The organism is Flavobacterium sp. Sr18, assembly GCF_011064265.1.
GTDB classification, from domain to species: Bacteria; Bacteroidota; Bacteroidia; order Flavobacteriales; family Flavobacteriaceae; genus Flavobacterium; species Flavobacterium petrolei.
Genome location: NZ_CP049329.1, coordinates 1,911,490 through 1,937,506, shown reverse-complemented (window position 1 = coordinate 1,937,506; position 26,017 = coordinate 1,911,490). Strand labels below are relative to the sequence as shown.

Genomic DNA, 26,017 nt, shown 5'->3' with positions numbered 1-26,017 from the left:
CTAAAAGTAAAAAAATGGAATTAGACGAAAAAAAATATTTATATCTTCTCTTTATACTGCCCTTGGTGGTGTTGGTTTTTCTGTTCAATTTATATTGGAAAAGAAAAAAACAACGCGAGTTTGGCGATTTAGAAATGGTAAAAAAACTGAGTCCGGAAAGTTCAGTTTTTAAACCCGTTTTGAAAGTATCAGTTTTGATTTTGGCTTTACTTGGACTCATTCTTGGTTTGGTAAACCCAAAGATTGGAACCAAAATGGAAACTGTGAAACGAGAAGGAATCGACATTGTTTTTGCTATTGATGTCTCCAAAAGCATGCTAGCCGAAGACGTAGCGCCAAACCGATTGGATAAAAGCAAGCAAATTGTTTCGCAAATTATTAATCAGTTAGGTAGTGACAGAATAGGAATTGTGGCTTATGCAGGAAGTGCTTTCCCAGTATTACCCATCACTACGGATTATAGCGTAGCCAAAATGTTTCTACAAAGCATGAATACTGATATGGTTTCCTCCGTAGGAACATCATTCAACGAGGCTATCAAATTATCGTCAACCTATTTTGATGATAAAAAAACAAGTAAGCTATTGATAATGATTTCGGATGGTGAAGACCATAACGAAGGTGCTGATGAAGCCGCCGAAGAAGCGAATAAACTTGGAATTAAAATCATTACAATTGGTGTTGGAACTGAAAAAGGAGGTACGATTCCATTAAAAAGAAATGGAATTGTCGAAGGTTTCAAGAAAGACAATAACAACGAAGTAGTGATAACAAAATTGGTTCCGGAAAGTCTGACAGCCATTGCAAAAGCTACAAAAGGAGGCTATGTAAATGGTAATAACACTAAAGAAGTACTGGAATATGTTAAAAATGCTTTGAATAATATTCAAAAAACCGAGTTTGAAGCGACCGAAATGGCAGATTTTCAATCGCAATTTCAATGGTTCTTGGGTTTTGCCTTTTTGCTGTTATTTGTTGATGTATTTCTGTTGGAAAGAAAAACAAGTTGGGTTAAAAAGTTGAATTTATTTAACGAGAATAAATAATTATTTCTAAAAGGTTTCAAAGCCTTCTGGATTTATAGATACAATAAATGAAAAGATTTAAAATTATCATAATTGCCTTTTTAATCGTTGCTTTCTCCGGGAAAGCCGGATTGCATGCGCAACAAAAAGATCGAATTCTGCCCAAAGGAAACCAAGATTATGCGGATAATAAATTTGTGGATGCGGAGGCTAATTATAGAATTTCGGATTCAAAATTTCCTAATAAAGCAGCTGCACCTTTTAATCTTGGAAATAGTATTTACAAGCAAAAACATTCTTCCGAAGCGAAGTTTGCTTACGCAAAAGCGTTAAAAAATTCGAAAACAAGACCTCAGAAACACCGTGCTTTTCATAATCTTGGAAATGTGTTCATGAATGAAAAAGATTATACACAAGCGGTAGAAGCGTATAAAAATGCCTTACGCAATGATCCAACGGATGAGGAAACCCGTTATAATTATGCTTTGGCAAAAAAAATGCTGAAAGACAATCCGCCAAAGGACGATAAGAAAAAAGACGAGAAAAAAGATCAGGAAAAGAAAGACGATAAAAAGGACGACAAGAAAGACGGCGAAAAAGATAAAAAGGACGATAAAGAAAAAGATAAAAAAGACGACAAAGGAGATCAGGACAAACAAAATAAAGATCCGAAACCCAACGATAAAGGAGAGCCAAAACCTGCTCCAGGAGGAATTTCTAAGGAACGTTTAGAAAATCTTTTGGATGCCGTAAATAAAGAAGAAAAGAAAGTTCAGGACAAAGTGAATGCCCAAAAAGTAAAAGGAAAACCAGTTAAAACGGAGAAGGATTGGTAATTCAATTAGATAGTTTGAAAATGAAAAAATATATAGCGGCGATTGTTTTTTTGGTGTGCAGTTCACTCAGTGCTCAGGTTCAGTTTGAAGCCAGAGTGAGTAAAACTACGCTTGGCTTAAATGAGAGACTGCGTATTGATTTTATGATGAATGTTGATGGTGATAATTTTGTTCAGCCGTCTTTTGATGGTTTCCGAATTATAGCCGGACCAAGTCAGCAGGTAAGTCAATCGTGGGTAAACGGAAGAAGCTCTTTTGAAAAAGCATATTCTTATTTTCTGACACCTAATCAAAAAGGGACATTCATAATCAAACCGGCGGCTATCGAGTACAACGGTCAAATTTACAAAACGGCACCTGTAAAAATCATTGTGACCGCCGCCACAGAACAGCCTAGAGATCCAAACGATATTCAAATGTCTGGGGATGAAAACCTGTATCTGGTTGCTGATGTTTCTAAAACAAATCCATACATCAACGAACCCATTACTGTAGTTTATAAATTGTATTTTGGTAACATTGGAATTTCAAATCTTGGAGAATCAAGTAAGCCTAAGTACAATGATTTTTGGAGCCAAAATATCGAGATCAAACAACCTGTGGCCGAGGAAGGAATTTTTAAAGGCCAGAATTTCAGGTTTATAGTGCTGAAAAAAGTAGTGTTGTATCCGCAAAAATCGGGCAGACTTAAAATAGAGCCATTGTCATTATCGGTAGATGTGCAATTACCAACCAATCGTAGGGATATGTTTGGTCGTATGATGCTTACAGAAACAACTAAACGTGTTTCGGCTGGAGCCAAAACCATCAACGTTAAGCCATTACCTGAGGCAGGAAAACCAGATGATTTTAGCGGTGCGGTTGGAGATTTTGATTTCAAAGTTACTCCATCAAAGACTAATTTGAAACATGGAGAAAGCCTTGATCTGGTTGTAAGTGTAACCGGAAAAGGAAATTTAAAACTATTCAGTTTGCCAAAACCAGTAGTGCCAAATGCACTGGAGATGTACGATGCCGTTCACAGCGAAGCTATCAGTACACCACTTTCTGGAATGGCTGGAAAATCGTCGGACAGTTATGCAATAATTCCGCAATATAGAGGGAATTATCCGGTCAAACCAATGCAATTTTCTTATTTTGATTTGAGCTCCGGAAGCTATAAAACGCTGCGTTCTCCGCAGATTATGATTAATGTTCTGGATGGCCCTACACCGGCTGATTCCACAGCAACAGGCAGAAATAAGAATAAAATTGCAGCAGTAGAGGAATTTAAGAATATCAAGTCAAAAACCAATCTTGTTACCATTGACAAAGAAGATTTCTTTGGATCGAATTTGTTTATTGGATTGTTATTGCTTCCTTTTTTACTGGTACCAATAATTGTGTTATTCAAAAAGAAGAAAGAAGCTATGGATGGTGATATTTCCGGAAACAGAATCCGAATGAATAACAAATTGGCCAAGAAATATTTATCAGAAGCTAAGAAACAAATCAAAAACAAAGAACTGTTTTACATTGCGCTGGAAAAAGCGATGCATAATTTCCTGAAAGCGAAATTACACATTGAAAGTTCAGAAATGAGCAAGGATAATATTCAGGAATTATTGTTGTCTCGAAATGCAAAACCAGAAGCTGTAAATGATTTTATTTCGCTTACTGAAAATTGTGAAGTGGCTCGTTATGCACCTTCGTCAAGTGTTACGATACAGCAGGATTTCGATAAAGCGGTATTTATAATCTCTGAATTAGAAAAACAAATTGCTTAATAAAATTAATTTTTGAGTAAATAGACTTTGCGCCTTTGTGACTTCATGGCAAAAAAACATAATAATGAAAAACATACTATACATATTATTACTTTCAACCCAGATTTTCTTTGCCCAAAACGGCTTCGAAAAAGGGAATGCCTACTATGCAAAAGGAAAGTACACTGAAGCTGTGGCAGCTTATGAAAGGGTTTTAAAGGAGAATAAGCAGTCCTCGGAATTGTATTTTAATTTGGGAAATGCGTATTACAAATTGAATGAGGTAGCGCCTTCGATTTACTATTATGAGAAAGCATTGGTGCTGAATCCAAAGGATAAGGAAAGCATAAACAACTTGAAATTCGCTCAAAAAAGAACCATTGATGAGATTAAAGTAATTCCAAAAGTGGGTTTTGGAAAGTTACTTCGGGATTTCACCGGAATTTATCATTACAATACTTGGGGATGGATTTCTGTAGGACTGGCGACATTTTTTTTATTGTGCTTTATCGGATATTATTTTTCACAAAGAACACTTTCTAAACGTATTTTCTTCTTTGGAATGTTTGCAGTATTTATTTTGATGGTCATTGCTTTATCTGCTGCAATTATTGAGAAAAGTGATTTTGATACAGAAAAACCAGCCATAATTTTTGCCGAAAGAACAAATATGAAGTCGGAACCCAGAGATGGTGGTAAGCCATTATTAGTGTTGCATGAAGGAACAAAAGTGTTTGTTTTTGAAACTATTGGAAAATGGAAAAAAATGCAACTGACTGATGGAACCGAAGGTTGGATCGAAACTAGTGCGATTAAGGAAGTGAAATAATAATATTCATCGTGATATTACTTACTTTTTCTTCAAACTACTATACCATTCCTTTAGTGACGGATACATAAATCCCGCTGTTTTTTGTATTGGATTGTAAAAAAGTGAATTGTCTAAAGTTTCTTTTTTGTCTAAAATATGATTGTAATTTATTTTTTCGAAAACTGCAAAAACAATACTGATAATCAAAACTGTTTTGAGCACTCGGAAAAAACCGCCTCCCAATTTATTCAACCAGCCTAAAAAAGCAAAATCAGCAATTCCAGTCAGGAACTTTCCTAAAATTGTTACCAATACAACCACTGCGATAAACGTAAGTATAAAGGCAACAACTTGAATTGTATTAGGATTCCACTTCACATATCCTACTAAAATATCTCGCATAAAGGAGGAAAATTTGACAGCAAAATAAATTCCCGCCAATAGCGAAACCAAAGACGCTAATTCCACAAAAAGTCCGTTTTTCAATCCTTTATAAAAAGCAAAAGCAAGTAGTACACCTAAAATAATATCTAAAAACCCCATGATAATTCATTAAAAAATAGAAACGCAAATATAAATGAATTGTTCTTTACCATTGCCAATTTTCAAGTTCTTATCTTTGCACGATATATTTGTAAAGGTTATGAATTAATAGTTCATAACTCATAATTCATAATTCAAAAAAATGTCAAGAGACACACAACTTAAAGAACGCTGGGAACAGCTTGTCAATATACTTTCCAATCAATTTTCGCAAGGTGAAGATCTAGATTTAGACGCCATTATTTATTTAATCGGGGTGCAGGAACTGGGAAAAGTCCATAATGAGTTTAAAAAAGATGAGAAATTAAACCTGATGCACATCGCAATTTGCAGGTTGTTAGAACCGTATGGTTTTTATGAATTCGAGTTTTTTGATGAGGACGGATGGCCACATTACAAAGTAAAAGAGGAATTACCACCGCTAAAAGCTGGAGAACAATCGGTTTTGATGAAAGAAGCCATTGTAAATTATTTCTTGGAACGGGAGGTAATAAAATAGCTAATTTAAACAACATTGTTAGTTTTAAATGTAATGCAACAAACTTGAAACTTTAAATGTGAAACTTGGAACAAATTTCTTAAATTTGCACTCTCAATTACGGAATGAAAATGATAGATAAGATAAAAGAATATATTGGCGAAGCGCAGGCCTTTTCAACGCAAAATACAGCAGAATTAGAGACTTTCCGAATTAAATTTTTAGGAAGCAAAGGACTTTTGAAAGAGCTTTTCGCTGAATTTAAAAATGTTCCTAATGACCAAAAAAAGGAATTCGGACAGGTAATAAACCTGCTTAAAACTTCTGCCGAAGAAAAAGTAAAATCCATTCAGGAAGCTTTGGAAAGCAAAGAAGAAAGTAAAGGGTTTTATGGTGATTTGACCCGTTCTGCGGAACCAATGATTATTGGCTCTCGTCACCCTATCTCATTGGTTAAAAACCAAATTATAGATATCTTTTCTACCATAGGTTTCAATGTTTCCGAAGGTCCGGAAATTGAAGATGACTGGCATAATTTCACTGCATTGAACTTACCGGAATACCATCCCGCACGTGATATGCAAGACACATTTTTCATTCAAACAAATCCTGATATTTTATTGCGTACGCACACTTCATCTGTACAAGTGCGGTATATGGAAAATAATAAACCGCCAATCCGCACCATTTCTCCAGGACGCGTATTTCGTAATGAAGCTGTTTCGTCCCGTTCACACTGTATTTTCCACCAAGTGGAAGGATTATATATTGACAAAGACGTTTCTTTTGCTGACTTAAAACAAACGCTTTTATATTTCACAAAAGAGATGTTTGGAAAATCAAAAATCCGTTTGCGTCCATCTTATTTCCCGTTTACAGAGCCAAGTGCTGAAATCGATATTTATTGGGGTTTAAAAACCGAAACTGATTATCGTATCACTAAAGGAACCGGTTGGTTAGAAATTGGTGGTTGTGGAATGGTAGATCCCAATGTATTAAAAAACTGTAACATCAGTCCGGAAGAATATACTGGTTTTGCGTTCGGAATGGGAATCGAAAGAATTGCCATGTTGTTGTATCAAATCGGAGACATTCGTATGTTCTATGAAAATGACGTTCGTTTCTTGGAGCAATTCAAATCCTCAATTTAGTCAAAAGTTATAAAGTCATAAAGTCGAAAGAAATTCCTGTTTTAGATTTTCCTCGACTTTATGACTTTACGAACTTAGATATTAAGATTAACTTATGAAAAAAGACATCATCATACCCGAAGTTGAAAACGTATTTTTTGCGGCAGTCCAGGAATGGAGTGACGATTTCATGGAAAAAGTATGGTACGCTTATTTAGTCAATGACAGCGATTTCTTAATCGAAAGTGTTATGGTGGTTTCTAAAGCTTTTGGAACAATCGATGGCGAAATGAAAAAAACATCACTTTTGCGTCACGCTTTTGTTGCCGTTCCTGCAGTTTCTGTGGTGAAAGTTGAAATGATTGAAAAAAGTGTTCTAGCGCTCAACAATGAGTTCATGCTTACGTTTTTCATGGATGGAAAATTATACGATAAAAAGTTTATTTTCAAAGCAAATTCCATAAATGAAACGGAAGTTGAAGAAGTACCAATTTTATTTGTTGACGGCGTTATCGTGAGATAAGCTAGTATTACTTTCTCTTTTTATTTTCTTCTTCCAACTAAAATAGCTGACCACAAATATCCCTGCAGCAACAAATAATAACATTCGGGATAGATTCTTTTTGGACAAAAACGCATCTTCAAAAGACATTTCGAAAAGGTCAAATCGAGTCGTGATGAAAGAAGCCATAAATCCCCAAATCGACCCACATTTAAGTTGAAATTTTCATTTTCCGCTTATAAAAGGATTTATGGGTTTTGTTGTTTAACTTTTGATTTCCAAGTAAAATAGCCCAAAATAAATATGCCTACCAAGATATAAGCAGCTGCACGAATATAAAAATTAGGCGTAGCAACTTGTTCCGAAAAAGGGATTTCTTTGATATCAAACAATACATTGAAAACCGTCATAAATACACCCCAAATCCCGCCAGTTTTAACCTGGTATTTCCATCTTTTGCTCATGAAGTGATTGTGTTTAGTTGTTATTTGAAGCTGAATTAATCCAGTTTATCAGTCAGTTTTTTGAAAACAGCTTTAGCTTCCTGACCTTCGTATAAAATACTGTAAACGGCATCAATAATTGGCGTTTTGGCACCATACGCCTGATTGAGTTTATAAGCGCTTTTTGCGGCATAATATCCCTCGGCAACCATACTCATTTCCATCATTGCTGATTTCACAGTGTAACCTTTACCAATCATATTTCCGAACATTCTATTTCTGGAGAATATAGAATAACCGGTAACCAATAAATCGCCTAAGTAGGCAGAATCATTGATGTTTCTTTTCATTTTGTGGACTTTTTTGATGAATTTCTTCATCTCACGAATTCCGTTACTCATTAATACTGATTGGAAATTATCGCCATAACCAAGACCATGAGCCATTCCTGCTGCAATTGCATAAATGTTCTTTAGCATCGCTGCGTATTCCGTTCCAATAATGTCGTCTGTAATTTTAGTTTTGATGTAATTTCCAGATAGATTTTTAGCTACGGTTTTAGCTTTGTCTGGATCGCCACACGCAATGGTAAGGTAAGAAAGACGCTCCATTGCTACCTCTTCTGCATGGCAAGGGCCAGTAATCACACCAATATTGTAATAAGGAATGTCATATTTTACATGGAAATGTTCGCCTACAATTAAGCTTGTTTCCGGAACAATTCCTTTAATCGCCGAGAAAATGATTTTATCTTTTAGAGAAACGGTCAATTTTGCTAATTCACCATCCAAAAAAGCAGATGGAATAGCAAAAATTATGTAATCTGCATACGCAATAGCTTCATTGATGTCGCTAGTAAGTTTCAGTTTATTGATGTCGAATTCTACAGAACTCAAATAGTTTGGATTGTGTTTGTATGCTTTAATGTGTTCAATAGCAGCTTCATTACGCATATACCATGAAATCTCGGTAAGATTTACACATAACATTTTTGCTATCGCTGTCGCCCAACTTCCACCACCTATTACTGCGAATTTTATATTTTCAGCCATTTTTTTATTGTATTTAATCAAAAGTACTTAAAAAACCATCAATTAAGCAAATTAAATTATGTCCAGAAACATACTGTTAGTCTGGGTTTATGGAGTTGTTATCTTAATTTTTTATAATTAAAACATGTATTTTTGATTTTACACACAATATAATTATATTGTTTTCGTTATTAATGTTTATTGTTTAGGAAATTAACAAAAAATGCGGATTGAATTAGTTAGTTATATTTTAGAATTTTAAAAGGCGTTCCCAAAAATGAGAACGCCTTTTTATTTAAACCAAGGTAATCGGTATTAAGTTATTTTAATTAATAACTCATTTCGACGATAGATTTCACCTTTTCTAAAGTGATATTTTGTTTTTCGCCTAACCCTAACCAACCTCTTTCTTTAAAACGATCTACTATAAAATCAGCTGTTTTATCATAATCTTTGGTATAATCAGATAATTTAGTGTCCATTCCCATCGTGTGGAAAAATTCAACAGTTTTGTTGATGGCTTCGTTTGCGATTTCATCCTCAGTTCCAGTTAAATTGAAAATACGTTTTCCGTATTGTGCCAATTTTCCTTTTTTGGTTTCAAACATTACTCGGTATAAATTTGGACCCACAACTGCCAATGTTCTGGCATGATCAATTCCATATAAAGCTGTTAATTCGTGCCCAATCATGTGTGTTGCCCAATCCGAAGGAACTCCTTTTTGGATTAATCCATTAAGCGCCATCGTACAACTCCACATAAAGTTAGATGCTAAAGCGTAATCTTTTGGATTTTCAACAACTTCTGGACCTACTTGAATCAAAGTTTGTAAAATACCTTCGGCAATTCTATCTTGAAGATATCCTTCGTGCGGATACGTTAAGTATTGTTCTAAAACATGGGTGTACGCATCTACAACTCCGTTTTGCAATTGTCTTTTTGGCAAAGATTCAATTACGGTTGGATCGCATATAGAAAATTTTGGAAACAATGCGCTACCACCAAAGGATAATTTTTCCTGCGTAGATTCAATAGTGACAACTCCGCCAGAATTCATTTCGCTACCAGTTGCCGGTAAAGTCAATACAGTTCCAAAAGGAATAATTTTAGATACATCTTTAGTTAATACTCGTTTTTGAAGAATATCAATAGGGTTTCCATCAAAGTTCACAGCTGCCGAAATGAATTTTACCCCATCAATTACAGAACCTCCACCAACGGCAAGGATAAAATCTACTTTTTGTTCTTTGATAATCGCAACTGCTTTCATTAATGTTTCAAAATGCGGATTTGGTTCAATTCCTGCAAATTCTACGATTTCAAACCCTTTTAGATTATTGATTACCTGCTCGTGAATTCCATTTTTGAAAATACTTCCACCGCCATACGCCAAAAGGATTTTTGCTCCTTGTGGCACTAACGTGGATAGTTTTTCAATTTGTCCTTTTCCAAAAACTAAATTGGTAGGATTGTATAATTCGAAATTTAACATCTTCTTATTTTTTTGAATTCAATTGGTTTAATAATTTCTCCGCAACTAGTTTTGACGAAGCTGGATTTTGACCAGTAATCAAAAGACCATCTTCTACAGCATACGGCTGCCAATCCCCAATTTTTGAATAAGTTGCACCATTAGCCTGCAACGCATCTTCTAGTAAAAATGGCACTACATTCGTTAATCCCACCGCTTCTTCTTCGGTATTTGAAAATCCGGTTACTTTTTTACCTTTAACTAAAAATTCCCCATTTATTTTTACGTTTTTCAACACTGCTGGTGAATGACATACAAACGCAACAGGCTTGTTATTCGTGTAAAAAGATTCAATTAAAGTACTTGAAGTTGAATCCGTTGCCAAATCCCACAATGGACCATGACCTCCAGGATAAAATACAGCATCATAGTCAGCTTGTTTAACATCAGCCAGTTTGTGTGTTTTACTTAGTTTGGCTTGTAGCTCAGTATCTTTATCAAATCTTTTAGTGTCTTCAGTTGCTGAAGATGGATCTGAACTTTTTGGGTCTATTGGTGGCTGTCCTCCCAGGGGCGATGCAATATCAATGATCACACCTTTATCTGCTAACTCATAATAAGGAGCAGCAAATTCTTCAATCCAAAATCCTGTTTTTTCTCCTGTGTTCCCTAATTCACTATGACTAGTTAGAACGAATAATACTTTTTTCATACCTTTTTTATTTTGTGCAGTTGCTGTAATACAACTTGCGGTTAATGCTATAATGGCAAATAATGCTATTTTTTTCATCTTTAATTTTCTTTGTACAAATTTAAGGTGAATATGTTATTAGTAAAAATAATTTAAATTATGTTTGTGATAAATATATTTATATCATGGTCAATCTAGAATGGTATCGAACGTTTAAATCGGTTTATAAAAACGGTAATTTTTCATTGGCTGCCAAAGAATTATTTATCAGTCAACCTGCTGTTAGTCAGCAAATGTCCATGTTGGAAGCCCATGTAGGATATAAACTTTTCAATCGAAAATCTAAAGGCGTCGAACCAACGGATTACGCTAAGTTACTCAATAATTTAATCATTGAAGCATTGGACCGATTGGAAAATGTGGAAAATGGTTTTCGTGCCAAAGCGTTCAATGCCAATCGATTAATTTCTATTGGGATTTCAAAGCATTTGATGCGAAGTTTGGGAAGCGCTTTGGTTTCCAAATTTGATTTTATCGATTTTAGCTTTCATGAAAATGATGCGCTTTTTGAATTGGTTGATTCTAAAAAACTTGATTTTGCAGTCGTCACCAAACAATATGACACTTTTGACACCATTCAGAAAAAGGTTGGCGAAATTAAACAAGTGATTGTAGGTTCTAACAGTATCGATGCTTCCGAGCTGAAATCTAGTATTAAAACAAAGGATTTCTCTGCAACGGAACAGTGGTTAAACGACCAAAAATGGTTCAGCCACAATGCGCAAATTCCACATATCAAATTATTTTGGTTGCATGTTTTTAATAAAAAAAGACCTTCGATGATTCCTAATTATATCATTCCATCCGAATATGAAATGCTGGAAATAATTTCCCAAAACACCGGAATAGCGGTTGTTTGGGATTGCAATGCGAGAAGTTTAATCGAAGAAAATAAAATCCAATTATTGTGGAACAGTAAGCAAATGCCAAGTACAGAAGTCTTCGTCTTATCCGGTAAAAACGATAATTTGAGTATGATTTTTGAAAATATTCAATTGGAATTGAAAAAGGTTTTGGGATAGTTACTTTTTATAAAAATTATTGTGATCAATGTATTCCCAAACTTTTGCAGGCAATAACGGCTGCACATTTTTCCCTTTTTTAATATTTTCCCGAATAAATGTCGACGATATTTCTACAACCGGAGCATCAATCATATGGATTTTTGGATGGTCTTTAAACAGTATATTCTCTGTTTCAATTGAAATTGCTTCGCCTGTTCGGCCTTTGGCCTCGAGTCTAGGATAAACATAAATATCATGGTTTTCGAGAATCACTTCGTAGTTTTTCCATTTGTGCAAAGATTTTAAATTGTCTTCGCCCATGATTAAGGAGAACTCATATTTTGGATATTTTTCTTCTAAATGAACCAAAGTATTTACCGTGTAATTAGGCTGGGACAATTTGAACTCAATATCTGAAGGTTTGATTTTAGGAAAATCCTCGGTGGCAAGATGCACCATTTGCAACCGGTGGTAATCATCGAGCAAAGTGCTTTTTTTCTTTAGAGGATTATGTGGGGTAACGACCATCCAAATTTGGTCTAAATCAGAATGCTCCGCCATGTGATTGGCAATAATAAGATGCCCAACATGAATGGGATTAAACGTTCCGAAATAAAGTCCAACTTTCATTAATTTAAAGATTTAAAAATTTAAAAATTAAATGATTTAAAGATTAGAAATAACTTTGAATTTTTCAATTCTTTAATTTTTCAATCTTTTAATCCTTAACAAAATTCTTCACCAATTGATATGCTTCTTCAAGAGCTATAGGCAAATCGTAGTTTTTTATAATCACATCAAATTGTGGTGCTGTTGCCAGTTCTACAGAGGCTTTAGCGATACGCATGTTGATTTTGTCATCACTTTCAGTAGAGCGTTCCTTTAATCGTCTTTTTAGTTCATCCACGCTTGGAGGTTTCACGAAAACAGCTAAAGTTTCTTCAGGAAATTTATGTTTGATGCGCAATCCGCCAGATACATCAATATCAAAAATCACATTCTTTCCTTTGGCCCAAATGCGTTCCACTTCACTTTTTAGGGTTCCGTAGAAATTATCGCGATAGACTTCTTCCCATTCCAAGAAATCTTCGTTTTTGATGTGTTTTTTAAATTCTTCGGTAGACATGAAATAATAGTCTTTTCCACTTACTTCTTCGCCTCTTGGTGCGCGGGAAGCTGCCGAAATAGAAAATTCAAGATTCAAATCTTCTTTGCTTAATAAATGTCTAACGATAGTAGTTTTCCCTGACCCCGACGGTGCTGAGAATACGATTAATTTTCCTCCTGTGCTCATTTTATGCTGAATTTATTTCAGTATCTGTTTATCTTTTCCTGCAAGGTTTCTAAAACCTTGTAGGTATGTTATAAAATTAATCAACCTGCAAAGTTAACAACAGTGCAGGTTAATAATTACAATACGTTTAATACTTGCTCCTTTATTTTTTCCAATTCGTCTTTCATCTGAACGACTAATTTTTGCATTTGTGCGTGATTGGATTTAGAACCCATCGTATTGATTTCGCGACCCATTTCTTGGGTGATGAAACCTAATTTTCTACCGTTAGCTTCGGTTCCGTTGATGGTTTCCAAGAAATAATCCAGGTGATTCGTCAAACGCACTTTTTCTTCGGTGATGTCTAATTTCTCTAAGTAATAAATTAATTCCTGCTCGAAACGATTTTCATCTACATTCACTTTAAGTTCTGAGATTGCAGTTTGCAAACGGTCTTTTATCGCCTGAACGCGTTCTGGATCAAGTGCTAAAGCTTCGGTCATATATTGACGAATATTGCCAATTCTTAATTGAAATTCTTTTTCAAGAGACATTCCTTCATCTTTTCTAAAGTTCAGGATGTTTTGCAACGCTTCTTCGATAACGGTTTGGATTTGTACCCAGTCGTTTTCATCGATTTCATCGCGTTCTATTTTCATGGTGTCCGGCATGCGAACTGCCATTTTCATTAGTTCAGTTTCATCAGCATCAGCATAAACTTCTCTTAACTGATTGATATATGCTTTTACAATTGGCACATTCACTTTCGTAGAAGTTTGTTCCGCGGTACTTTCGATAAAAATAGAAAAATCTACTTTTCCTCTTTCTAGTTTTAGTGCAATTTGGTTGCGTAAACCCAATTCCATTTCGCGGTACAGCGAAGGCATTCTCACATTCAAATCCAAACCTTTACTGTTTAAAGATTTTACTTCTACCGTGATTTTTTTGGTTGATAATTGCAAAGTAGCTTTACCAAAACCTGTCATTGATTGTATCATATAGTTGTATAAAAGAGGTCAAAGATACTAAAAAAGTGGTCAGTGGTCTATTTTTAGTATTCAGTGATTCGGCATAAGTAAATGTTTAGATATCAGATTTTATTTTTGAGTGGATATAAATAGCCTCATTAATATTAAAAAAGACAATAATCTGCGATTTGGCCACTGAACACTACTAGCTGATTACTGAACACTCTTCTTCTGTGACACCAAATAAACCCCGAAAAATATCAAAAATGCGGAACCAATTTTCACCAAGTTCAATTCGTCTTTTCCTAAACCAATTGCGAAAATAGTGGCGAATAGCGGTTGTAAATAAATAAAAACGGCAACCGTAGTTGGTTTTAATTCTTTCATCGAAAGTAAATTCAACAAATACGTCAAGAAAGTCGAAAAAACCACGACAAACCCTATTTTCCAGCAAATATCCATTGGAACCAAAGCCCAGTTCACAGCTTGAAATTGGCTCCAGCCAAAAGGCAAAACCATAATAAAACCGAACAAATAAATCCATTTTACAAACGTAAACGCATTGTATTTGTCCATTAATTTCTTGACGATAATCAGGTAAAATCCATAGGAAATGGCGTTGACCAAAACCAGAAAATTTCCCAAACCGGCGTTTGTTGCGCTGCCAATTGATTTTCCATACAGAATGAGAAAAGCAGTCCCGATTAATCCAAGGATAATCCCAAAAACCATTCGTTTTTGCATGCGTTCCTTCATGATTAATGCCGAAAGTGTCAAAACAATCATTGGTGTTGAAACCATGATTACGGCAGCGCTAATAGGAGAAGTAAGGCTTAATCCTTTGAAAAACGTAAGCATATTAAACGCCACACCAAAGAAAGCTGCGGCAACAATTCGGAGGAAATCATTGACAGCAATTTTCTCTTTTGGCATAAAAAGCCAAACCAGCCAAAACAATAGCACCGAACCGCCTACGCGTAACAAGATGAAACCATAGGCGTCAATATACAACGGCATGACGTCTTTGGCGATGGTAAACGTGACACCGTAAATTATGGAAACAATTGTGGCGCCAATTAGTGCAAGATTTCTTTTGGACATTATACCAAAGCTTTCATTACCTGCAACATATTTTGTTGGGTATTGCCAATATAAATTTTGTCTTTGATGATGAAAACAGGACGACTCAAAAAAGTGTAATGTTCCAAAATGTACTTTTTGTAATCCTCTTCGGTCAACGATTTATTTTTTAAATCCATCGATTTGTATAACTGTGCTTTTTTGCTGAAAAGCGCCTCGTAACTGCCGGAAAGCTCACGCATTTTTTCTAATTCGGCAACAGTAATTGGATCTTGTTTGATGTCGTGAAATTTAAAATCATGTTCTTTCGGTAATGATTTTATAATTTTTCTGCAGGTATCGCAAGAAGCGAGATAGTATATTATGTCCATGTAAATAGCGATTTCTTTGTGCAAAGAAAATTCATTTGACACGGAAAATGATTATTTTTATCAAAAAAATAAAAAAATGCATCAAACATTTGAAATTGCTAAAGCAAGTAGAAAAGTGTTGTCACAATTTCTGGAAAATTATACGTTGGAACAACTAAATAAAATAGCTCCGGAATTTAATAATAATCTGATTTGGAATATCGCTCACATTGTGGTTACGCAGCAACGATTAGTCTATAAATTTTCCGGAGTGCCTATGATAATATCGGATGAATTATTCGATAAATACAAAGGCGGGACCAAGCCAAGCCATGATGTTACACAAGCTGAGGTTGATGAAATCCGGTCATTGCTTTACGAAACTATAGATCAAACCGAAGCTGATTTTAATAATAAACTTTTTAAAACCTATCAGGAATATACCGCTTCAATAGGTGTAACTATTAAAAACATTGAAGGTGCTTTATCTTTTAATAACTATCATGAGGCACTACATATGGGCGTAATTATGAGTATTAGAAAGTTTGTATAAGTCAAAAAATGATTATTTTTATCAAAAAAATAAAAAAATGAATCAATTATTCGACGTCAGCACTACAAGCAGAAATATGGTTTCAAAATTTCTATCTGGATATACTCTTGACCAACTCAACACGATTCCGGAAGGATTCAACAACAATTTGATTTGGAACATCGGTCATATAATCGTCTCACAACAACTATTAGTTTACAAACTTTCTGGTTTGCCAATGATGGTTTCTGATGAATTAGTCGAGAAATACAAAAAGGGAACCAAGCCGGAACACATCGTAACCCAAGCTGAAGTGGACGAAATCAAATCATTATTGTTTGAAACTATTCAACAAACGAAAGTAGATTATGACAATCAAATTTTCAAAAACTACATGGAATATACTACTTCAACTGGCGATCATGTTTTAAGAAATGCCGAGGATGCCATGGCTTTTAGTAATTTCCATGAAGGGCTTCACATTGGAAATATGATGAGTATCCGAAAATTTATTTAGGATTTATTTCTAAGAATATGGGGAGCTTAATCCCGCTATTCGCTGCTATCTTTTCCTTTTTAAAGAAAAAAGGAAAAGGATATCCGCTTCTATCGGGGCTAGGGGATTTCTACAATTGAATGTTTACGTTTTAAAACATCTAAAACCTTAGTCAAAGTTTTGAACTTTGATTAAGGTTAATTTGGAAATAAAACGGATTTTATTTTTTTTGCTCTGAGAAGAAAATTTTCCAATCTAATTCTGAGATTGGATATCCTTTAATGGATATTTTTCTTGATTTAATCAGTGTATCTTATTTCTCTATATCTTTTAAAATACCAGTAAGTTCCAATGGTTAGTGTGGTTATACTAGTCAACCAAATAAAGTATCCATATTTTACTGATAAAATTTTACCAGAAGTTCCACTTTCTGAAGCTAGAATTGAATTCCAAGAATAAAATGAGATAGCTAGAATTACAGCTACAATATTAAATTTTGTAGCTACAGATTTATCCATAATTAAACAAAAAATGGATATAAGACATAAAGGATTAGCTAGCCAGATCAACCATTCTAAAAGACCACCACCCAAAATTGCAATGCTCCCCATCAAAAAGCATGACAATGACGATATAATTTTAACCCCTTGATATTCATATGAAAATGCATCGAAAGTCAGCGATGTTGCAAATATTGATAAACTCAATATAATTAGTAGTATCTTAAAAATGCTTTTTTCTATATTTTTTTTCACTGCTTATTAACTTATGATGTGAAATGCAAAGTGTTTTGTATTCACTTTCTTTACAAAGTGTTGAAAACCTTGATTTTCAAGTAGAACAATAATTAGAATCTTTATAGATTTAAATTATCTATTTAACAGCCAAATAATCATTCACTTCAGTGTACGGCAATAATAATTCTTTTGGTCCGTCAGCATACGATGCTGCTTCATAGGAATTGTAATAAAGCAACAATCCTTTATCGGTATAAAATATATTTTGTGGCAATTGGAATTTTTCTTTCTCAAACATCAATCCGGTTGCATTGATGGATTTGTTTGCAGGAATTTTGTATTTTGCCCTGAATTTTTTTTCGGCGAAAGCCTTGAAAGCTGCTTTATCGCTAAACAATTCATCATTCGAAATTGATTTTCCAGTATTTGGGTCAAAAAGCAGGGAGCGCAAACCTTGGTATCCATGAGCACCACCGGTGTAGGTGTAATGTTTTATTTCAATATTCAATACAGCATCTGATTGGTATTTTACATTTCCTTCAATGTCAGCTTCCCAGCCAAATTTGTCATTGGGAAATTCTTTCTGAAGTTTCTCGTAGGAATCAATAAATGAAGCCAATAAGCTATCATAATTAGTTGCTGAATAGGGCTTTTCTCCAAAATAAATAATCTCTTTCATTACTGAAAACACTTTTTTATTAATGCTGTCCGCTACAACCGGGACGGCATTTGCAACAGGTATTTTTACACTAATCGACGGACAATTTTCTTTGCATGGCATCGTGGTTTTTTTCTGAAAAGATTCCTCTTCAAAAACCAATTCGTTGGAACATTGCGCAGCAGAAAAAAGCAGTAAAGTGTAAATAATAAAGTGTTTCATCTCAAAATTGTTAATTAAATACAAAGGTATCAACTTGTGGCTTGGTTAAAATAAATTAAAGGGTAAATTTGTGAAACAATTTTGCATTAAAAATTCAACTTATGAAATTCAATACTAAAGTCATTCACGGTGGACAGCACCACGACCCAAGCACAGGAGCAGTTATGCCTCCAGTTTATCAAACCTCAACTTTTTTACAAACGAGTCCTGGGCAACCTATAAATCCAGATTATGAATACAGTAGAGCTGCGAATCCTACCCGAAGCGCACTTGAAAATGCTTTGGCAAGTATCGAAAACGGTACTCGAGGATTGGCTTTTTCATCAGGATTAGCGGCAACGGATTGTGTTTTGCGTTCTTTTAAATCTGGGGATGAAATCATTGCGATGGACGATTTATACGGCGGAACCTACAGAATGTTTACCCGTATTTATAAAGATTCTGGTATAAAATTCCATTTTGTGGATATGAATGACATCGAGAAATTCAAGTCATTAATCAATGAAAATACAAAACTGGTTTGGGTAGAAACACCAACAAACCCTTTGATGAAACTAGCCGATATTCAAGAAATTGCTAAAATCACCAAGGAAAATAAAATCCTTTTTGCGGTTGATAATACTTTTGCAACGCCTTATTTGCAAAAACCATTGGATTTAGGTGCTGATATTGTAATGCATTCGGCGACTAAATATTTGGGAGGCCATTCTGATGTTATTGCCGGAGCTTTAATTGTAAAAGACGAAGCGTTGGGAGAGCAATTGCATTTTCAACAATTTGCGACAGGAGCAACATTGGGGCCAATGGATAGTTTCTTAGTTCTTAGAGGAATTAAAACCTTGCATTTGCGCGTGGAAAGACATTGTGAAAATGGTGGAAAAGTGGTGGAGTTTCTAAACAATCACCCAAAAGTCAAAACAGTTTATTACCCGGGATTACCGAGCCATCCGTATCATGAAATTGCCAAAAAGCAAATGAGTGGTTTTGGTGGAATGGTTTCATTTACTTTTGTTTCGGGCAAAAAAGAAGATGCAATTGACTTTCTGGAGAAATTAAAAGTTTTCACACTGGCTGAATCTTTAGGCGGAGTAGAGTCATTAGCAAATCATCCTGCTCTGATGACGCATGCTTCCATTCCGGAAGACAAGCGCAAGGAAGTTGGAATTACAGATGATTTGGTTCGATTAAGCGTAGGTATTGAAGATGCTGAAGATTTAATAGAAGATTTGAAACAAGCATTGGCATAACTGAATATCTTAAATAAAAAAAGCTTCAATACTATCCCGAAGTGTCGGGATAGTATTGAAGCTTTTGCTTTTTATATCAATTGTTTAAATACTATTATAAGTAATAAATATAGCCCACATTAAACCAAACCAACCAGTCGTTTGCTTTATTCTCTTTGTAAATCTCCGGATTAGGATTTAAACCATCTACCCAGTTCGAAAAGAAATATTGAAATCTTAAGTCGACCATTAAATCCGATATAGGTGTTAATTTATAACGGGTTCCTACACTGGAAACAACGGACCAAACGGTACCGCTCTCCGTTGAAAATCCATAAGGACGACCGTCTGTTGGAGTTAGATATTTTGGAAAAGTTGTCAAAGGAGTTCCTAACGGACCCAAAGTGGAGGAGGCTTCGGCATTGTAATAGCTAAATTGTCCGCCAAGACTGATAAATGGACCTAAGCTACCTGTTCTTGCTGTGAAATCACGAATGCTCCACGGAGAAAATTCCAGTTGCATGCCAAGATTAGTTATTGCAGTGCTCCCAGTCATTGCTTTCAATTGCTCTTTTCCTAGCGAAGGTTTTCCTTCAACATATTCTCCAAAATGCTCTAATTTAGTTTTATTGTAAGATAGTTCAGATCGAAGTTTGAAGTGGTCATTAAAATAAGTCCTCGAAGTATAATTATAATCGGAATCATAAGTAAAATTTAGGTAATGAATAAGACCAATCCCAATTCCAGTGTTTCCGGCATTTGTAGAAAAATCATATCGTTCACCATAATCCGACTGAAAAGCTATTGGCCCGGCAATGATTCCAACCTCATGCGAAAACCCGTCGAATTGTGCATTTGAACTGTTAGAAAACCCAATAAAAATTAGTAAAAGTGGTATTATTTGTTTGATCATTAGGGTGTAAAATTTTCAAATCCTTACAAATATATAAAAACATCATTCATTTTTTTTAATAAACTAAAATTAAAAATAAGCAGACAAATTCTTATTTACTTACGAAAGTGGTAGTCTTTAGGTTTAAAAGTGTCTATCTTAAACATAATTGTTTGTGAATGGATAATAAAAAGATAATTCTATTGATAAATTCAAAAAACTGAGTCCGAATATTTTTATAAAATGTATCTTTGTAAATTATAACGAAATCGTTTTCTTAATTAATTATTTATAATCTATGTTACTAAAAATAAATGATTTTATGGCTCAAGTTGAAGCCAAGAATCCAAATGAACCTGAATTTATTCAAGCTGTTAGGGAATTTGCAGAAACTGTAATTCCATTTATTGCAGAGCAAAAAAAATACGATGGTAAAAATTTGCTTCTTCGAATAGCTGAACCGGAGCGTTCGATTATATTTCGTGTTCCTTGGGTTGATGATTTAGGAGAAATTCAGGTAAATAGAGGTTTCAGAATTCAAATGAATTCAGCAATTGGACCTTACAAAGGTGGAATCCGTTTTCATCATACTGTAAACTTATCCGTGCTTAAATTTTTAGCATTCGAACAAGTATTCAAAAACAGTTTAACCACTTTGCCAATGGGCGGAGGAAAAGGAGGATCTGATTTTGATCCACAAGGAAAATCTGATGGTGAAGTAATGCGTTTCTGTCAGTCTTTCATGACTGAATTGTGCAGACACATCGGGCCACAATTAGACGTTCCTGCAGGAGATATTGGTGTTGGTGCCAGAGAAATTGGTTATTTATTTGGTCAATATAAAAGAATCAAAAACGAATTTACTGGAGTCCTAACTGGAAAAGGATTGGCTTACGGAGGATCATTGATCAGACCAGAAGCTACGGGTTACGGAGTAGTTTATTTTGCGGAACAGATGTTGAAAACTATTGGTCAAAGTATTAATGGTAAAACAGTTTCTATTTCTGGATTTGGTAATGTTGCTTGGGGAGTTGCTTTGAAAGTAAATGATCTTGGTGGAAAAGTAGTTACTATTTCAGGTCCTGATGGTTATATTTATGACGAAGAAGGAATTTCTGGAGACAAAATTGACTTCATGCTTGAAATGAGAGCAAGAGGTGATAATAGAGCCGAAGCTTATTTAGAAAAATATCCAAAAGCTCAATTCCACAGAGGGAAAAGTGTTTGGGAAGTAAAAGTCGATGTTGCTATTCCTTGTGCTACTCAAAATGAGTTGAACGAGGAGGATGCTAAAAAATTAATTGCAAACGGTGTTATTTGTGTAACAGAAGCAGCAAATATGCCATGTACTTTAGAAGCAATCAAACAATTCTTGAAAGCTAAAGTTCTTTTTGCGCCAGGAAAAGCAGCAAATGCTGGTGGTGTAGCAGCGTCAGGATTAGAGATGACTCAAAACTCTATTCGTTTGAACTGGACCAGTGAAGAAGTTGATACAAGACTTAAGGAGATTATGGTTGGAATTCACAATCAATGTAAAAAATATGGTACAGACGAGGAAGGTTATGTGAACTACGTAAAAGGAGCAAACATTGCCGGATTTGTTAAAGTTGCTGATGCTATGCTCGCTCAAGGAGTGGTGTAAATCAGGTTAATTATAATTTAAAATGCCTTCTGCCGATGTTACTGGTCGAAGGCATTTTTTTTATGTAACAAAATGCTAAGACTTCCGTTTGTTCTATATTTGTAAATCAATAGTCATACAAATAATGAAAAAGAGCGTTTTATATTTTTTGCTTCTACTTTTTGTACAAATGGGTTTTGCCCAAAGCGATTTGTCATGGCAGGGTTATTTCTCTTACAACGAAATTAAAGATGTATCAGAATCTGGAACGGCTGTTTTTGCTGCTTCCGAAAATGCTTTGTTTTCAAAAAATTTAGTGACAAAAGTAATTAAAACAACCAATACCATAGACGGACTTTCCGGACAAACTATTTCATCTTTATACTTCAGTGCAACATTCAATAAGACAATTGTAGGATACGAAAACGGACTTATAATAGTGATTAATGAAGCCGATGGAAGCATGCTGAATGTTGTCGACATTATCAATAAACAACTTCCTCCCAATATTAAAAAAATCAATCACTTCATGGAATTTGAAGGTATTGCTTATGTTTCTTGCGATTTTGGAATCGTCCAATTTAATTTAGCGACCATGCTTTTTGGGGATACCTATTTTATAGGTGATAATGGAGCCGAAATTATTGTGAATCAAACCACAGTTTTTAATGGGTTTATTTATGCCGCTACAAACAATGGGATAAGAAGAGCTGCAATTGCTAATGAAAACCGTATCGATTTCAATCAATGGACAACGGTTGCTGCTGGAAACTGGTCTGGAATAACCGCTTTCGGGACTGATTCGTATGCTGTGGATAGTTTCGGTAATGTTCAAAAGCTTTCTGCTACATCAAGTTCTTTTACTGGATTTACTCAGCTTCCGCAGCGTTCAGTGGATATGCGAAGAACGACAGATTATTTGATAGTAACGACTTTGAATAGTATTTATATTTACAGCAATCAAATGGTTTTGGTGCGCCAAATAAATACGAATCAGATTCCGGAAAGTAATCTGGGTTTTACCTGCGCGACTATACTAGGAGATGCAGTTTTCATTGGAACAAAAGAAAACGGATTAATTACGACTTCACTTGCTTCGGCCGTAACCTTTGAAAATAGTACCCCTATCGGTCCGGCACGAAACAATATATTTTCGTTGCAGGTTACGCCAAATGTTCTTTGGGCGGTTTATGGAGATTATACCGCTGGTTACAATCCATATCCGCTAGACAGTTATGGTATCAGTAAATTTAACGAGAAAGGATGGCTGAATATTCCCTACCAGAAAGTTTTGGGAGCACAATCAATGACCAGAATTGCAATTAATCCAAGCAATGAAAACGAGGTTTATGCAAGTTCTTTTTTTTCGGGATTATTAAAAATAGAAAATGACGAACCTAAAATATTGTACAATCAAACCAATAGTGGTTTAGAATCTTTGACTTTTGTGGGTCCTGATTATGTAGATATACGGGTTAACGGATCGGCATTTGACAAATCTGGAAATCTTTGGGTTACCAACAGCCGTATAAAAAACGGATTGAAAGTATTGAAACCAAACGGACAGTGGCAAAGTTATGCGATGGATAATATCTTAGATTCTGCTATTGACAATAATTTTGGAACAATGGCCATCGATAAAAATGGAACCAAATGGCTTTCTACCAGTGAAGATGGAGTGATTGGTTTTAATGAAACTAATAATAAATTCAAAAAAATTACCTCAGGACCTGATACCGGGAATTTGCCAATTTCAAATGTGAGAGTGGTTGCGGTAGACAACAGAAACCAATTGTGGATAGGAACTACAAAAGGATTACGGGTTTTGCCCAATGTCAGCAGTTTTCAATCGGAGGAACAAATGACGGCAAATCCGATAATTATTTTAGAAGATAACTTAGCGCAGGAATTATTGTTTGAACAATTTATCACTGATATTGCTGTCGATGGTGCCAATAATAAATGGATTGGCACGGCGGATTCCGGTTTGTTTTTGGTGTCGCCAAACGGTCAGGAAACCAAATATCATTTTACAATCAATAATTCGCCGTTGCCTAGTAATGTTATTAATGACATTGGGATCAATAGTGCTACCGGCGAAGTTTTTGTAGCTACGGCAAAGGGAATGGTTTCTTTCAAAGGGGTTTCGACTGCCGCCAATGATGATTTGAGTAACGCGTATGTGTATCCAAACCCTGTGCGACCTGAATATCAAGGAACCGTAAAAATTGCCGGACTGTTGGATAGAGCGAATGTTAAAATCACCGATATTGGTGGTAATTTAGTTTATGAAACCACTTCTGAAGGCGGAACAATAGAATGGGATACGACTGCTTTTGGAAAATACAAAGTTGCTTCCGGTGTATATATGATTTTTATTTCTGCACAAGACGGAGTAGAAACCAAAGTTAAAAAAGTAATGATAATAAGGTAATTTGTTTTTGGTTTTGAGTTTGGTTTGTCTTTACAATCTGAAACTTTAAACTTTAAACTTTAAACAAAAAAATTGTGCAAGTCAAAACCAAAGCCATCGTCCTTTCGTCATTAAAATTTCAGGAAAAAAGCTTGATTGTCAAATGTTTCACGTTGTCGCATGGTTTGAAATCGTATTTCGTTCGGGATGCTTTTTCGAGCCGAAAAGCGAATCAGAAAATCGCTTATTTTCAGCCGTTGACCATTCTCGAAATTGAAGCGGTTCATAAAAATAAAGGGACTTTGGAAAATTTCAAAGAGATAAAAATTGCAACTCCTTTTCATTCGATTCATTCGGATATTTATAAGAGTACGATTGTGATGTTCATTTCAGAAATGTTGCATCATTCTATTCACGAAGAAGAAACGAATGAGCATTTGTTTACCTTTCTGGAAACCGCTTTGCATTGGCTCGATAATCACGATGAAATTGCTAATTTTCATTTGATTCTATTATTAGAAACTACAAAATATTTGGGCTTTTATCCTGATACTTCGGATATGGACATGCCTTTTTTCGAAATGAACGAAGGTATTTTTACGCCTTTTCATGCTGTCAGTTCACTTACGGAGCATGAAAGTAATTTGTTTAAAAAACTGATTGACTTGAAATTCGATAACAATCAGAAAATATTCCATGTCATCGAAAGGCAAATCGTTTTGAAGATACTGATTGATTACTACAGTTTTCATTTGGATGGCTTTAAAAAACCAAAATCATTAGACGTATTGAAAGAAGTTTTTTCATAGGACAAAAAAAATTTATTCATAATTTAATTTTGTATTAAAAAGTAAAGTATATTTGTCTTTAAATCAAGTTTGTTTTTCTTTATGGAAAGTAAGCTTTAACCAATTAACTTTATGGAACCAAAAGCAAAACAAGAAGGAGAAATTGAAAAAATTAATAAGTTTACAGGTTACCAGTTGCCTAATAAATTTAAAATTGTCGGTTTGGTGTTATTTATTGCTTCGGTTTTATCAATTATTACGTCTCTTAAGCTCTATATGCTAGATGTAAAATACCACGAATTATTTGAAAGAATCGCTTTGTCGAGTTCGGTTATAGGATTACTAATAATTTCAATTTCAAGAGAGAAAATAGAAGATGAGTTAATTGGAAAAATCCGAATGCAATCCTATAATTATGCAGTAATAGTGACAGTATTAGTCTATTTAATATTACCATTTATTCACTTTACCATTGAGTCAATTTTGTCATCAATGCCTAAAATAGAAGGTAGTAAGGACGTTGCTGTTTTAGCACTTTTACTAACTATTCAAATCCTTACTTTCCGCAAGTTAAAAAAAGCGTACAATGAAGAATAGACTAAAAATAGAACGCGCCATTTTAAATATTACCCAAGAGGAATTAGCAGAAAGAATAGGTGTTTCCAGGCAAACGATAAATTCAATTGAAACCAATCGCTTTGTGCCATCAACAGTTCTGGCGTTAAAATTATCAAGGTTGTTTGGAAAACCAGTCAATGATTTTTTTGAGCTGGATGATGATGACAAATAAGGGTTAAATACTTCAAATTCCTAAGAAATTCTATTGAATACAAAGTCATTAAAAACAATTATACTTTACAAGATTCAGTAGGAATTAAAATTCAAAAAGCCAAAATCGCTTAACGTTTCAAAAGAAGTTTTTGCTTAAAATAGAATGTTGTCGGACTTATTATGATTTTTATCGAATTCTCTAATCAATTTTGTCTATTT

29 protein-coding genes are annotated in these 26,017 nt (G+C 34.7%); 16 read left to right on the top strand and 13 right to left on the bottom strand.

Annotated features, from left to right (window positions below; translation table 11 throughout):
• Positions 1 to 14: 14 nt before the first annotated feature.
• From G7A72_RS08605 to G7A72_RS08590, 4 genes are all read left to right on the top strand, one after another.
• Positions 15 to 1,046 carry a VWA domain-containing protein gene (locus G7A72_RS08605; RefSeq protein WP_165152172.1) on the top strand — a complete coding sequence of 344 codons (1,032 nt, stop codon included), beginning with the start codon at positions 15 to 17 and terminating at the stop codon, positions 1,044 to 1,046.
• Positions 1,047 to 1,093: 47 nt separating this feature from the next.
• Positions 1,094 to 1,861, top strand: a complete 768-nt coding sequence (locus G7A72_RS08600; protein WP_165152171.1) for a tetratricopeptide repeat protein — start codon at positions 1,094 to 1,096, stop codon at positions 1,859 to 1,861.
• Positions 1,862 to 1,881: 20 nt separating this feature from the next.
• Entirely contained in the window at positions 1,882 to 3,627 is a 1,746-nt protein-coding gene (locus G7A72_RS08595; protein ID WP_165152170.1) for a BatD family protein, read from the top strand.
• 64 nt (positions 3,628 to 3,691) lie between these two features.
• A complete protein-coding gene (locus G7A72_RS08590) occupies positions 3,692 to 4,435 on the top strand; it encodes a tetratricopeptide repeat protein (RefSeq protein ID WP_165152169.1) in 744 nt (247 codons plus the stop codon).
• A 21-nt stretch (positions 4,436 to 4,456) separates the two neighbouring features.
• On the opposite strand, the gene G7A72_RS08585 is transcribed toward G7A72_RS08590, so the two are convergent.
• Positions 4,457 to 4,960 (bottom strand): CvpA family protein, encoded by a 504-nt coding sequence (locus G7A72_RS08585; protein WP_165152168.1) that lies wholly within the window; start codon positions 4,958 to 4,960, stop codon positions 4,457 to 4,459.
• Positions 4,961 to 5,102: 142 nt separating this feature from the next.
• Here G7A72_RS08585 and G7A72_RS08580 point away from each other — a divergent pair, with 142 nt between their 5' ends.
• The 3 genes from G7A72_RS08580 (at position 5,103) to G7A72_RS08570 (ending at position 7,091) form a co-directional block, all read left to right on the top strand.
• Positions 5,103 to 5,459: a hypothetical protein gene (locus G7A72_RS08580; RefSeq protein WP_165152167.1), complete on the top strand. Its 357-nt coding sequence runs from the start codon at positions 5,103 to 5,105 to the stop codon at positions 5,457 to 5,459.
• Between the two features lie 110 nt (positions 5,460 to 5,569).
• Positions 5,570 to 6,589, top strand: a complete 1,020-nt coding sequence (gene pheS / locus G7A72_RS08575; protein WP_091166551.1) for a phenylalanine--tRNA ligase subunit alpha — start codon at positions 5,570 to 5,572, stop codon at positions 6,587 to 6,589.
• Between the two features lie 94 nt (positions 6,590 to 6,683).
• A complete protein-coding gene (locus G7A72_RS08570; protein ID WP_113664830.1) occupies positions 6,684 to 7,091 on the top strand; it encodes a hypothetical protein in 408 nt (135 codons plus the stop codon).
• Positions 7,092 to 7,318: 227 nt separating this feature from the next.
• Here the strand turns inward: G7A72_RS08570 and G7A72_RS08565 are convergent, their stop codons facing one another.
• From G7A72_RS08565 to G7A72_RS08550, 4 genes are all read right to left on the bottom strand, one after another.
• Positions 7,319 to 7,534 carry a hypothetical protein gene (locus tag G7A72_RS08565; RefSeq protein ID WP_165152166.1) on the bottom strand — a complete coding sequence of 72 codons (216 nt, stop codon included), beginning with the start codon at positions 7,532 to 7,534 and terminating at the stop codon, positions 7,319 to 7,321.
• A 35-nt stretch (positions 7,535 to 7,569) separates the two neighbouring features.
• Positions 7,570 to 8,565 (bottom strand): NAD(P)H-dependent glycerol-3-phosphate dehydrogenase, encoded by a 996-nt coding sequence (locus G7A72_RS08560; RefSeq protein WP_165152165.1) that lies wholly within the window; start codon positions 8,563 to 8,565, stop codon positions 7,570 to 7,572.
• A gap of 308 nt (positions 8,566 to 8,873) precedes the next feature.
• Positions 8,874 to 10,037: an iron-containing alcohol dehydrogenase gene (locus G7A72_RS08555; RefSeq protein WP_165152164.1), complete on the bottom strand. Its 1,164-nt coding sequence runs from the start codon at positions 10,035 to 10,037 to the stop codon at positions 8,874 to 8,876.
• Positions 10,038 to 10,041: 4 nt separating this feature from the next.
• The gene (locus tag G7A72_RS08550; protein ID WP_165152163.1) at positions 10,042 to 10,806 is read right to left on the bottom strand and encodes a type 1 glutamine amidotransferase domain-containing protein; all 765 of its coding nucleotides are present in this window, start codon (positions 10,804 to 10,806) and stop codon (positions 10,042 to 10,044) included.
• 86 nt (positions 10,807 to 10,892) lie between these two features.
• Between G7A72_RS08550 and G7A72_RS08545 the strand changes: the two genes are divergently transcribed.
• Positions 10,893 to 11,789, top strand: coding sequence for a LysR family transcriptional regulator (locus tag G7A72_RS08545; RefSeq protein WP_165152162.1), 897 nt, complete (start codon positions 10,893 to 10,895; stop codon positions 11,787 to 11,789).
• On the opposite strand, the gene nadD is transcribed toward G7A72_RS08545, so the two are convergent.
• The 5 genes from nadD to G7A72_RS08520 all read right to left on the bottom strand — a co-directional run bounded on the left by nadD (position 11,790) and on the right by G7A72_RS08520 (position 15,463).
• Positions 11,790 to 12,401, bottom strand: coding sequence for a nicotinate (nicotinamide) nucleotide adenylyltransferase (nadD, locus tag G7A72_RS08540; RefSeq protein WP_165152161.1), 612 nt, complete (start codon positions 12,399 to 12,401; stop codon positions 11,790 to 11,792).
• An 88-nt stretch (positions 12,402 to 12,489) separates the two neighbouring features.
• The gene (gmk, locus tag G7A72_RS08535; RefSeq protein ID WP_165152160.1) at positions 12,490 to 13,065 is read right to left on the bottom strand and encodes a guanylate kinase; all 576 of its coding nucleotides are present in this window, start codon (positions 13,063 to 13,065) and stop codon (positions 12,490 to 12,492) included.
• A gap of 116 nt (positions 13,066 to 13,181) precedes the next feature.
• Positions 13,182 to 14,042 carry a YicC/YloC family endoribonuclease gene (locus tag G7A72_RS08530; RefSeq protein WP_165152159.1) on the bottom strand — a complete coding sequence of 287 codons (861 nt, stop codon included), beginning with the start codon at positions 14,040 to 14,042 and terminating at the stop codon, positions 13,182 to 13,184.
• 183 nt (positions 14,043 to 14,225) lie between these two features.
• The gene (locus tag G7A72_RS08525; protein ID WP_165152158.1) at positions 14,226 to 15,113 is read right to left on the bottom strand and encodes a DMT family transporter; all 888 of its coding nucleotides are present in this window, start codon (positions 15,111 to 15,113) and stop codon (positions 14,226 to 14,228) included.
• Positions 15,113 to 15,463 (bottom strand): arsenate reductase family protein, encoded by a 351-nt coding sequence (locus G7A72_RS08520; protein ID WP_121364157.1) that lies wholly within the window; start codon positions 15,461 to 15,463, stop codon positions 15,113 to 15,115. Before G7A72_RS08520 ends, G7A72_RS08525 begins: the two co-directional genes overlap by 1 nt.
• 76 nt (positions 15,464 to 15,539) lie before the next feature.
• Here G7A72_RS08520 and G7A72_RS08515 point away from each other — a divergent pair, with 76 nt between their 5' ends.
• Both G7A72_RS08515 and G7A72_RS08510 read left to right on the top strand, forming a co-directional pair.
• The gene (locus G7A72_RS08515) at positions 15,540 to 15,995 is read left to right on the top strand and encodes a DinB family protein (protein WP_165152157.1); all 456 of its coding nucleotides are present in this window, start codon (positions 15,540 to 15,542) and stop codon (positions 15,993 to 15,995) included.
• 37 nt (positions 15,996 to 16,032) lie between these two features.
• On the top strand, positions 16,033 to 16,491 hold the full coding sequence (locus G7A72_RS08510; protein WP_165152156.1) for a DinB family protein: 459 nt from the start codon (positions 16,033 to 16,035) through the stop codon (positions 16,489 to 16,491).
• 278 nt (positions 16,492 to 16,769) lie between these two features.
• On the opposite strand, the gene G7A72_RS08505 is transcribed toward G7A72_RS08510, so the two are convergent.
• Both G7A72_RS08505 and G7A72_RS08500 read right to left on the bottom strand, forming a co-directional pair.
• Positions 16,770 to 17,225, bottom strand: a complete 456-nt coding sequence (locus tag G7A72_RS08505; RefSeq protein WP_165152155.1) for a hypothetical protein — start codon at positions 17,223 to 17,225, stop codon at positions 16,770 to 16,772.
• 118 nt (positions 17,226 to 17,343) lie between these two features.
• Entirely contained in the window at positions 17,344 to 18,087 is a 744-nt protein-coding gene (locus tag G7A72_RS08500) for a DUF3298 and DUF4163 domain-containing protein (protein ID WP_165152154.1), read from the bottom strand.
• Between the two features lie 101 nt (positions 18,088 to 18,188).
• Between G7A72_RS08500 and G7A72_RS08495 the strand changes: the two genes are divergently transcribed.
• Positions 18,189 to 19,334: a cystathionine gamma-synthase gene (locus tag G7A72_RS08495; protein ID WP_165152153.1), complete on the top strand. Its 1,146-nt coding sequence runs from the start codon at positions 18,189 to 18,191 to the stop codon at positions 19,332 to 19,334.
• 94 nt (positions 19,335 to 19,428) lie between these two features.
• Here the strand turns inward: G7A72_RS08495 and G7A72_RS08490 are convergent, their stop codons facing one another.
• Positions 19,429 to 20,226: a glutamate dehydrogenase gene (locus G7A72_RS08490; RefSeq protein WP_113664844.1), complete on the bottom strand. Its 798-nt coding sequence runs from the start codon at positions 20,224 to 20,226 to the stop codon at positions 19,429 to 19,431.
• A 277-nt stretch (positions 20,227 to 20,503) separates the two neighbouring features.
• Between G7A72_RS08490 and gdhA the strand changes: the two genes are divergently transcribed.
• The 5 genes from gdhA to G7A72_RS08465 all read left to right on the top strand — a co-directional run bounded on the left by gdhA (position 20,504) and on the right by G7A72_RS08465 (position 25,817).
• Positions 20,504 to 21,847 carry an NADP-specific glutamate dehydrogenase gene (gene gdhA / locus G7A72_RS08485; RefSeq protein WP_113664845.1) on the top strand — a complete coding sequence of 448 codons (1,344 nt, stop codon included), beginning with the start codon at positions 20,504 to 20,506 and terminating at the stop codon, positions 21,845 to 21,847.
• A gap of 124 nt (positions 21,848 to 21,971) precedes the next feature.
• Positions 21,972 to 24,260: a T9SS type A sorting domain-containing protein gene (locus G7A72_RS08480; RefSeq protein WP_165152152.1), complete on the top strand. Its 2,289-nt coding sequence runs from the start codon at positions 21,972 to 21,974 to the stop codon at positions 24,258 to 24,260.
• Positions 24,261 to 24,334: 74 nt separating this feature from the next.
• Complete coding sequence (recO, locus tag G7A72_RS08475; RefSeq protein ID WP_165152151.1) at positions 24,335 to 25,048, top strand: DNA repair protein RecO; 714 nt, start codon at positions 24,335 to 24,337, stop codon at positions 25,046 to 25,048.
• 111 nt (positions 25,049 to 25,159) lie between these two features.
• Positions 25,160 to 25,624, top strand: coding sequence for a hypothetical protein (locus G7A72_RS08470; protein ID WP_165152150.1), 465 nt, complete (start codon positions 25,160 to 25,162; stop codon positions 25,622 to 25,624).
• On the top strand, positions 25,614 to 25,817 hold the full coding sequence (locus G7A72_RS08465; RefSeq protein WP_113664849.1) for a helix-turn-helix transcriptional regulator: 204 nt from the start codon (positions 25,614 to 25,616) through the stop codon (positions 25,815 to 25,817). The genes G7A72_RS08470 and G7A72_RS08465 overlap by 11 nt, the downstream gene beginning before the upstream one ends.
• Positions 25,818 to 26,017: the final 200 nt, after the last annotated feature.

Coding starts and splice junctions, on each gene's coding strand:
- G7A72_RS08605 (WP_165152172.1), top strand. CDS start 15: ATGGAATTAGACGAAAAAAAATATTTATATCTTCTCTTTATACTGCCC.
- G7A72_RS08600 (WP_165152171.1), top strand. CDS start 1,094: ATGAAAAGATTTAAAATTATCATAATTGCCTTTTTAATCGTTGCTTTC.
- G7A72_RS08595 (WP_165152170.1), top strand. CDS start 1,882: ATGAAAAAATATATAGCGGCGATTGTTTTTTTGGTGTGCAGTTCACTC.
- G7A72_RS08590 (WP_165152169.1), top strand. CDS start 3,692: ATGAAAAACATACTATACATATTATTACTTTCAACCCAGATTTTCTTT.
- G7A72_RS08585 (WP_165152168.1), bottom strand. CDS start 4,960: ATGGGGTTTTTAGATATTATTTTAGGTGTACTACTTGCTTTTGCTTTT.
- G7A72_RS08580 (WP_165152167.1), top strand. CDS start 5,103: ATGTCAAGAGACACACAACTTAAAGAACGCTGGGAACAGCTTGTCAAT.
- pheS (WP_091166551.1), top strand. CDS start 5,570: ATGATAGATAAGATAAAAGAATATATTGGCGAAGCGCAGGCCTTTTCA.
- G7A72_RS08570 (WP_113664830.1), top strand. CDS start 6,684: ATGAAAAAAGACATCATCATACCCGAAGTTGAAAACGTATTTTTTGCG.
- G7A72_RS08565 (WP_165152166.1), bottom strand. CDS start 7,534: ATGAGCAAAAGATGGAAATACCAGGTTAAAACTGGCGGGATTTGGGGT.
- G7A72_RS08560 (WP_165152165.1), bottom strand. CDS start 8,565: ATGGCTGAAAATATAAAATTCGCAGTAATAGGTGGTGGAAGTTGGGCG.
- G7A72_RS08555 (WP_165152164.1), bottom strand. CDS start 10,037: ATGTTAAATTTCGAATTATACAATCCTACCAATTTAGTTTTTGGAAAA.
- G7A72_RS08550 (WP_165152163.1), bottom strand. CDS start 10,806: ATGAAAAAAATAGCATTATTTGCCATTATAGCATTAACCGCAAGTTGT.
- G7A72_RS08545 (WP_165152162.1), top strand. CDS start 10,893: ATGGTCAATCTAGAATGGTATCGAACGTTTAAATCGGTTTATAAAAAC.
- nadD (WP_165152161.1), bottom strand. CDS start 12,401: ATGAAAGTTGGACTTTATTTCGGAACGTTTAATCCCATTCATGTTGGG.
- gmk (WP_165152160.1), bottom strand. CDS start 13,065: ATGAGCACAGGAGGAAAATTAATCGTATTCTCAGCACCGTCGGGGTCA.
- G7A72_RS08530 (WP_165152159.1), bottom strand. CDS start 14,042: ATGATACAATCAATGACAGGTTTTGGTAAAGCTACTTTGCAATTATCA.
- G7A72_RS08525 (WP_165152158.1), bottom strand. CDS start 15,113: ATGTCCAAAAGAAATCTTGCACTAATTGGCGCCACAATTGTTTCCATA.
- G7A72_RS08520 (WP_121364157.1), bottom strand. CDS start 15,463: ATGGACATAATATACTATCTCGCTTCTTGCGATACCTGCAGAAAAATT.
- G7A72_RS08515 (WP_165152157.1), top strand. CDS start 15,540: ATGCATCAAACATTTGAAATTGCTAAAGCAAGTAGAAAAGTGTTGTCA.
- G7A72_RS08510 (WP_165152156.1), top strand. CDS start 16,033: ATGAATCAATTATTCGACGTCAGCACTACAAGCAGAAATATGGTTTCA.
- G7A72_RS08500 (WP_165152154.1), bottom strand. CDS start 18,087: ATGAAACACTTTATTATTTACACTTTACTGCTTTTTTCTGCTGCGCAA.
- G7A72_RS08495 (WP_165152153.1), top strand. CDS start 18,189: ATGAAATTCAATACTAAAGTCATTCACGGTGGACAGCACCACGACCCA.
- G7A72_RS08490 (WP_113664844.1), bottom strand. CDS start 20,226: ATGATCAAACAAATAATACCACTTTTACTAATTTTTATTGGGTTTTCT.
- gdhA (WP_113664845.1), top strand. CDS start 20,504: ATGTTACTAAAAATAAATGATTTTATGGCTCAAGTTGAAGCCAAGAAT.
- G7A72_RS08480 (WP_165152152.1), top strand. CDS start 21,972: ATGAAAAAGAGCGTTTTATATTTTTTGCTTCTACTTTTTGTACAAATG.
- G7A72_RS08470 (WP_165152150.1), top strand. CDS start 25,160: ATGGAACCAAAAGCAAAACAAGAAGGAGAAATTGAAAAAATTAATAAG.
- G7A72_RS08465 (WP_113664849.1), top strand. CDS start 25,614: ATGAAGAATAGACTAAAAATAGAACGCGCCATTTTAAATATTACCCAA.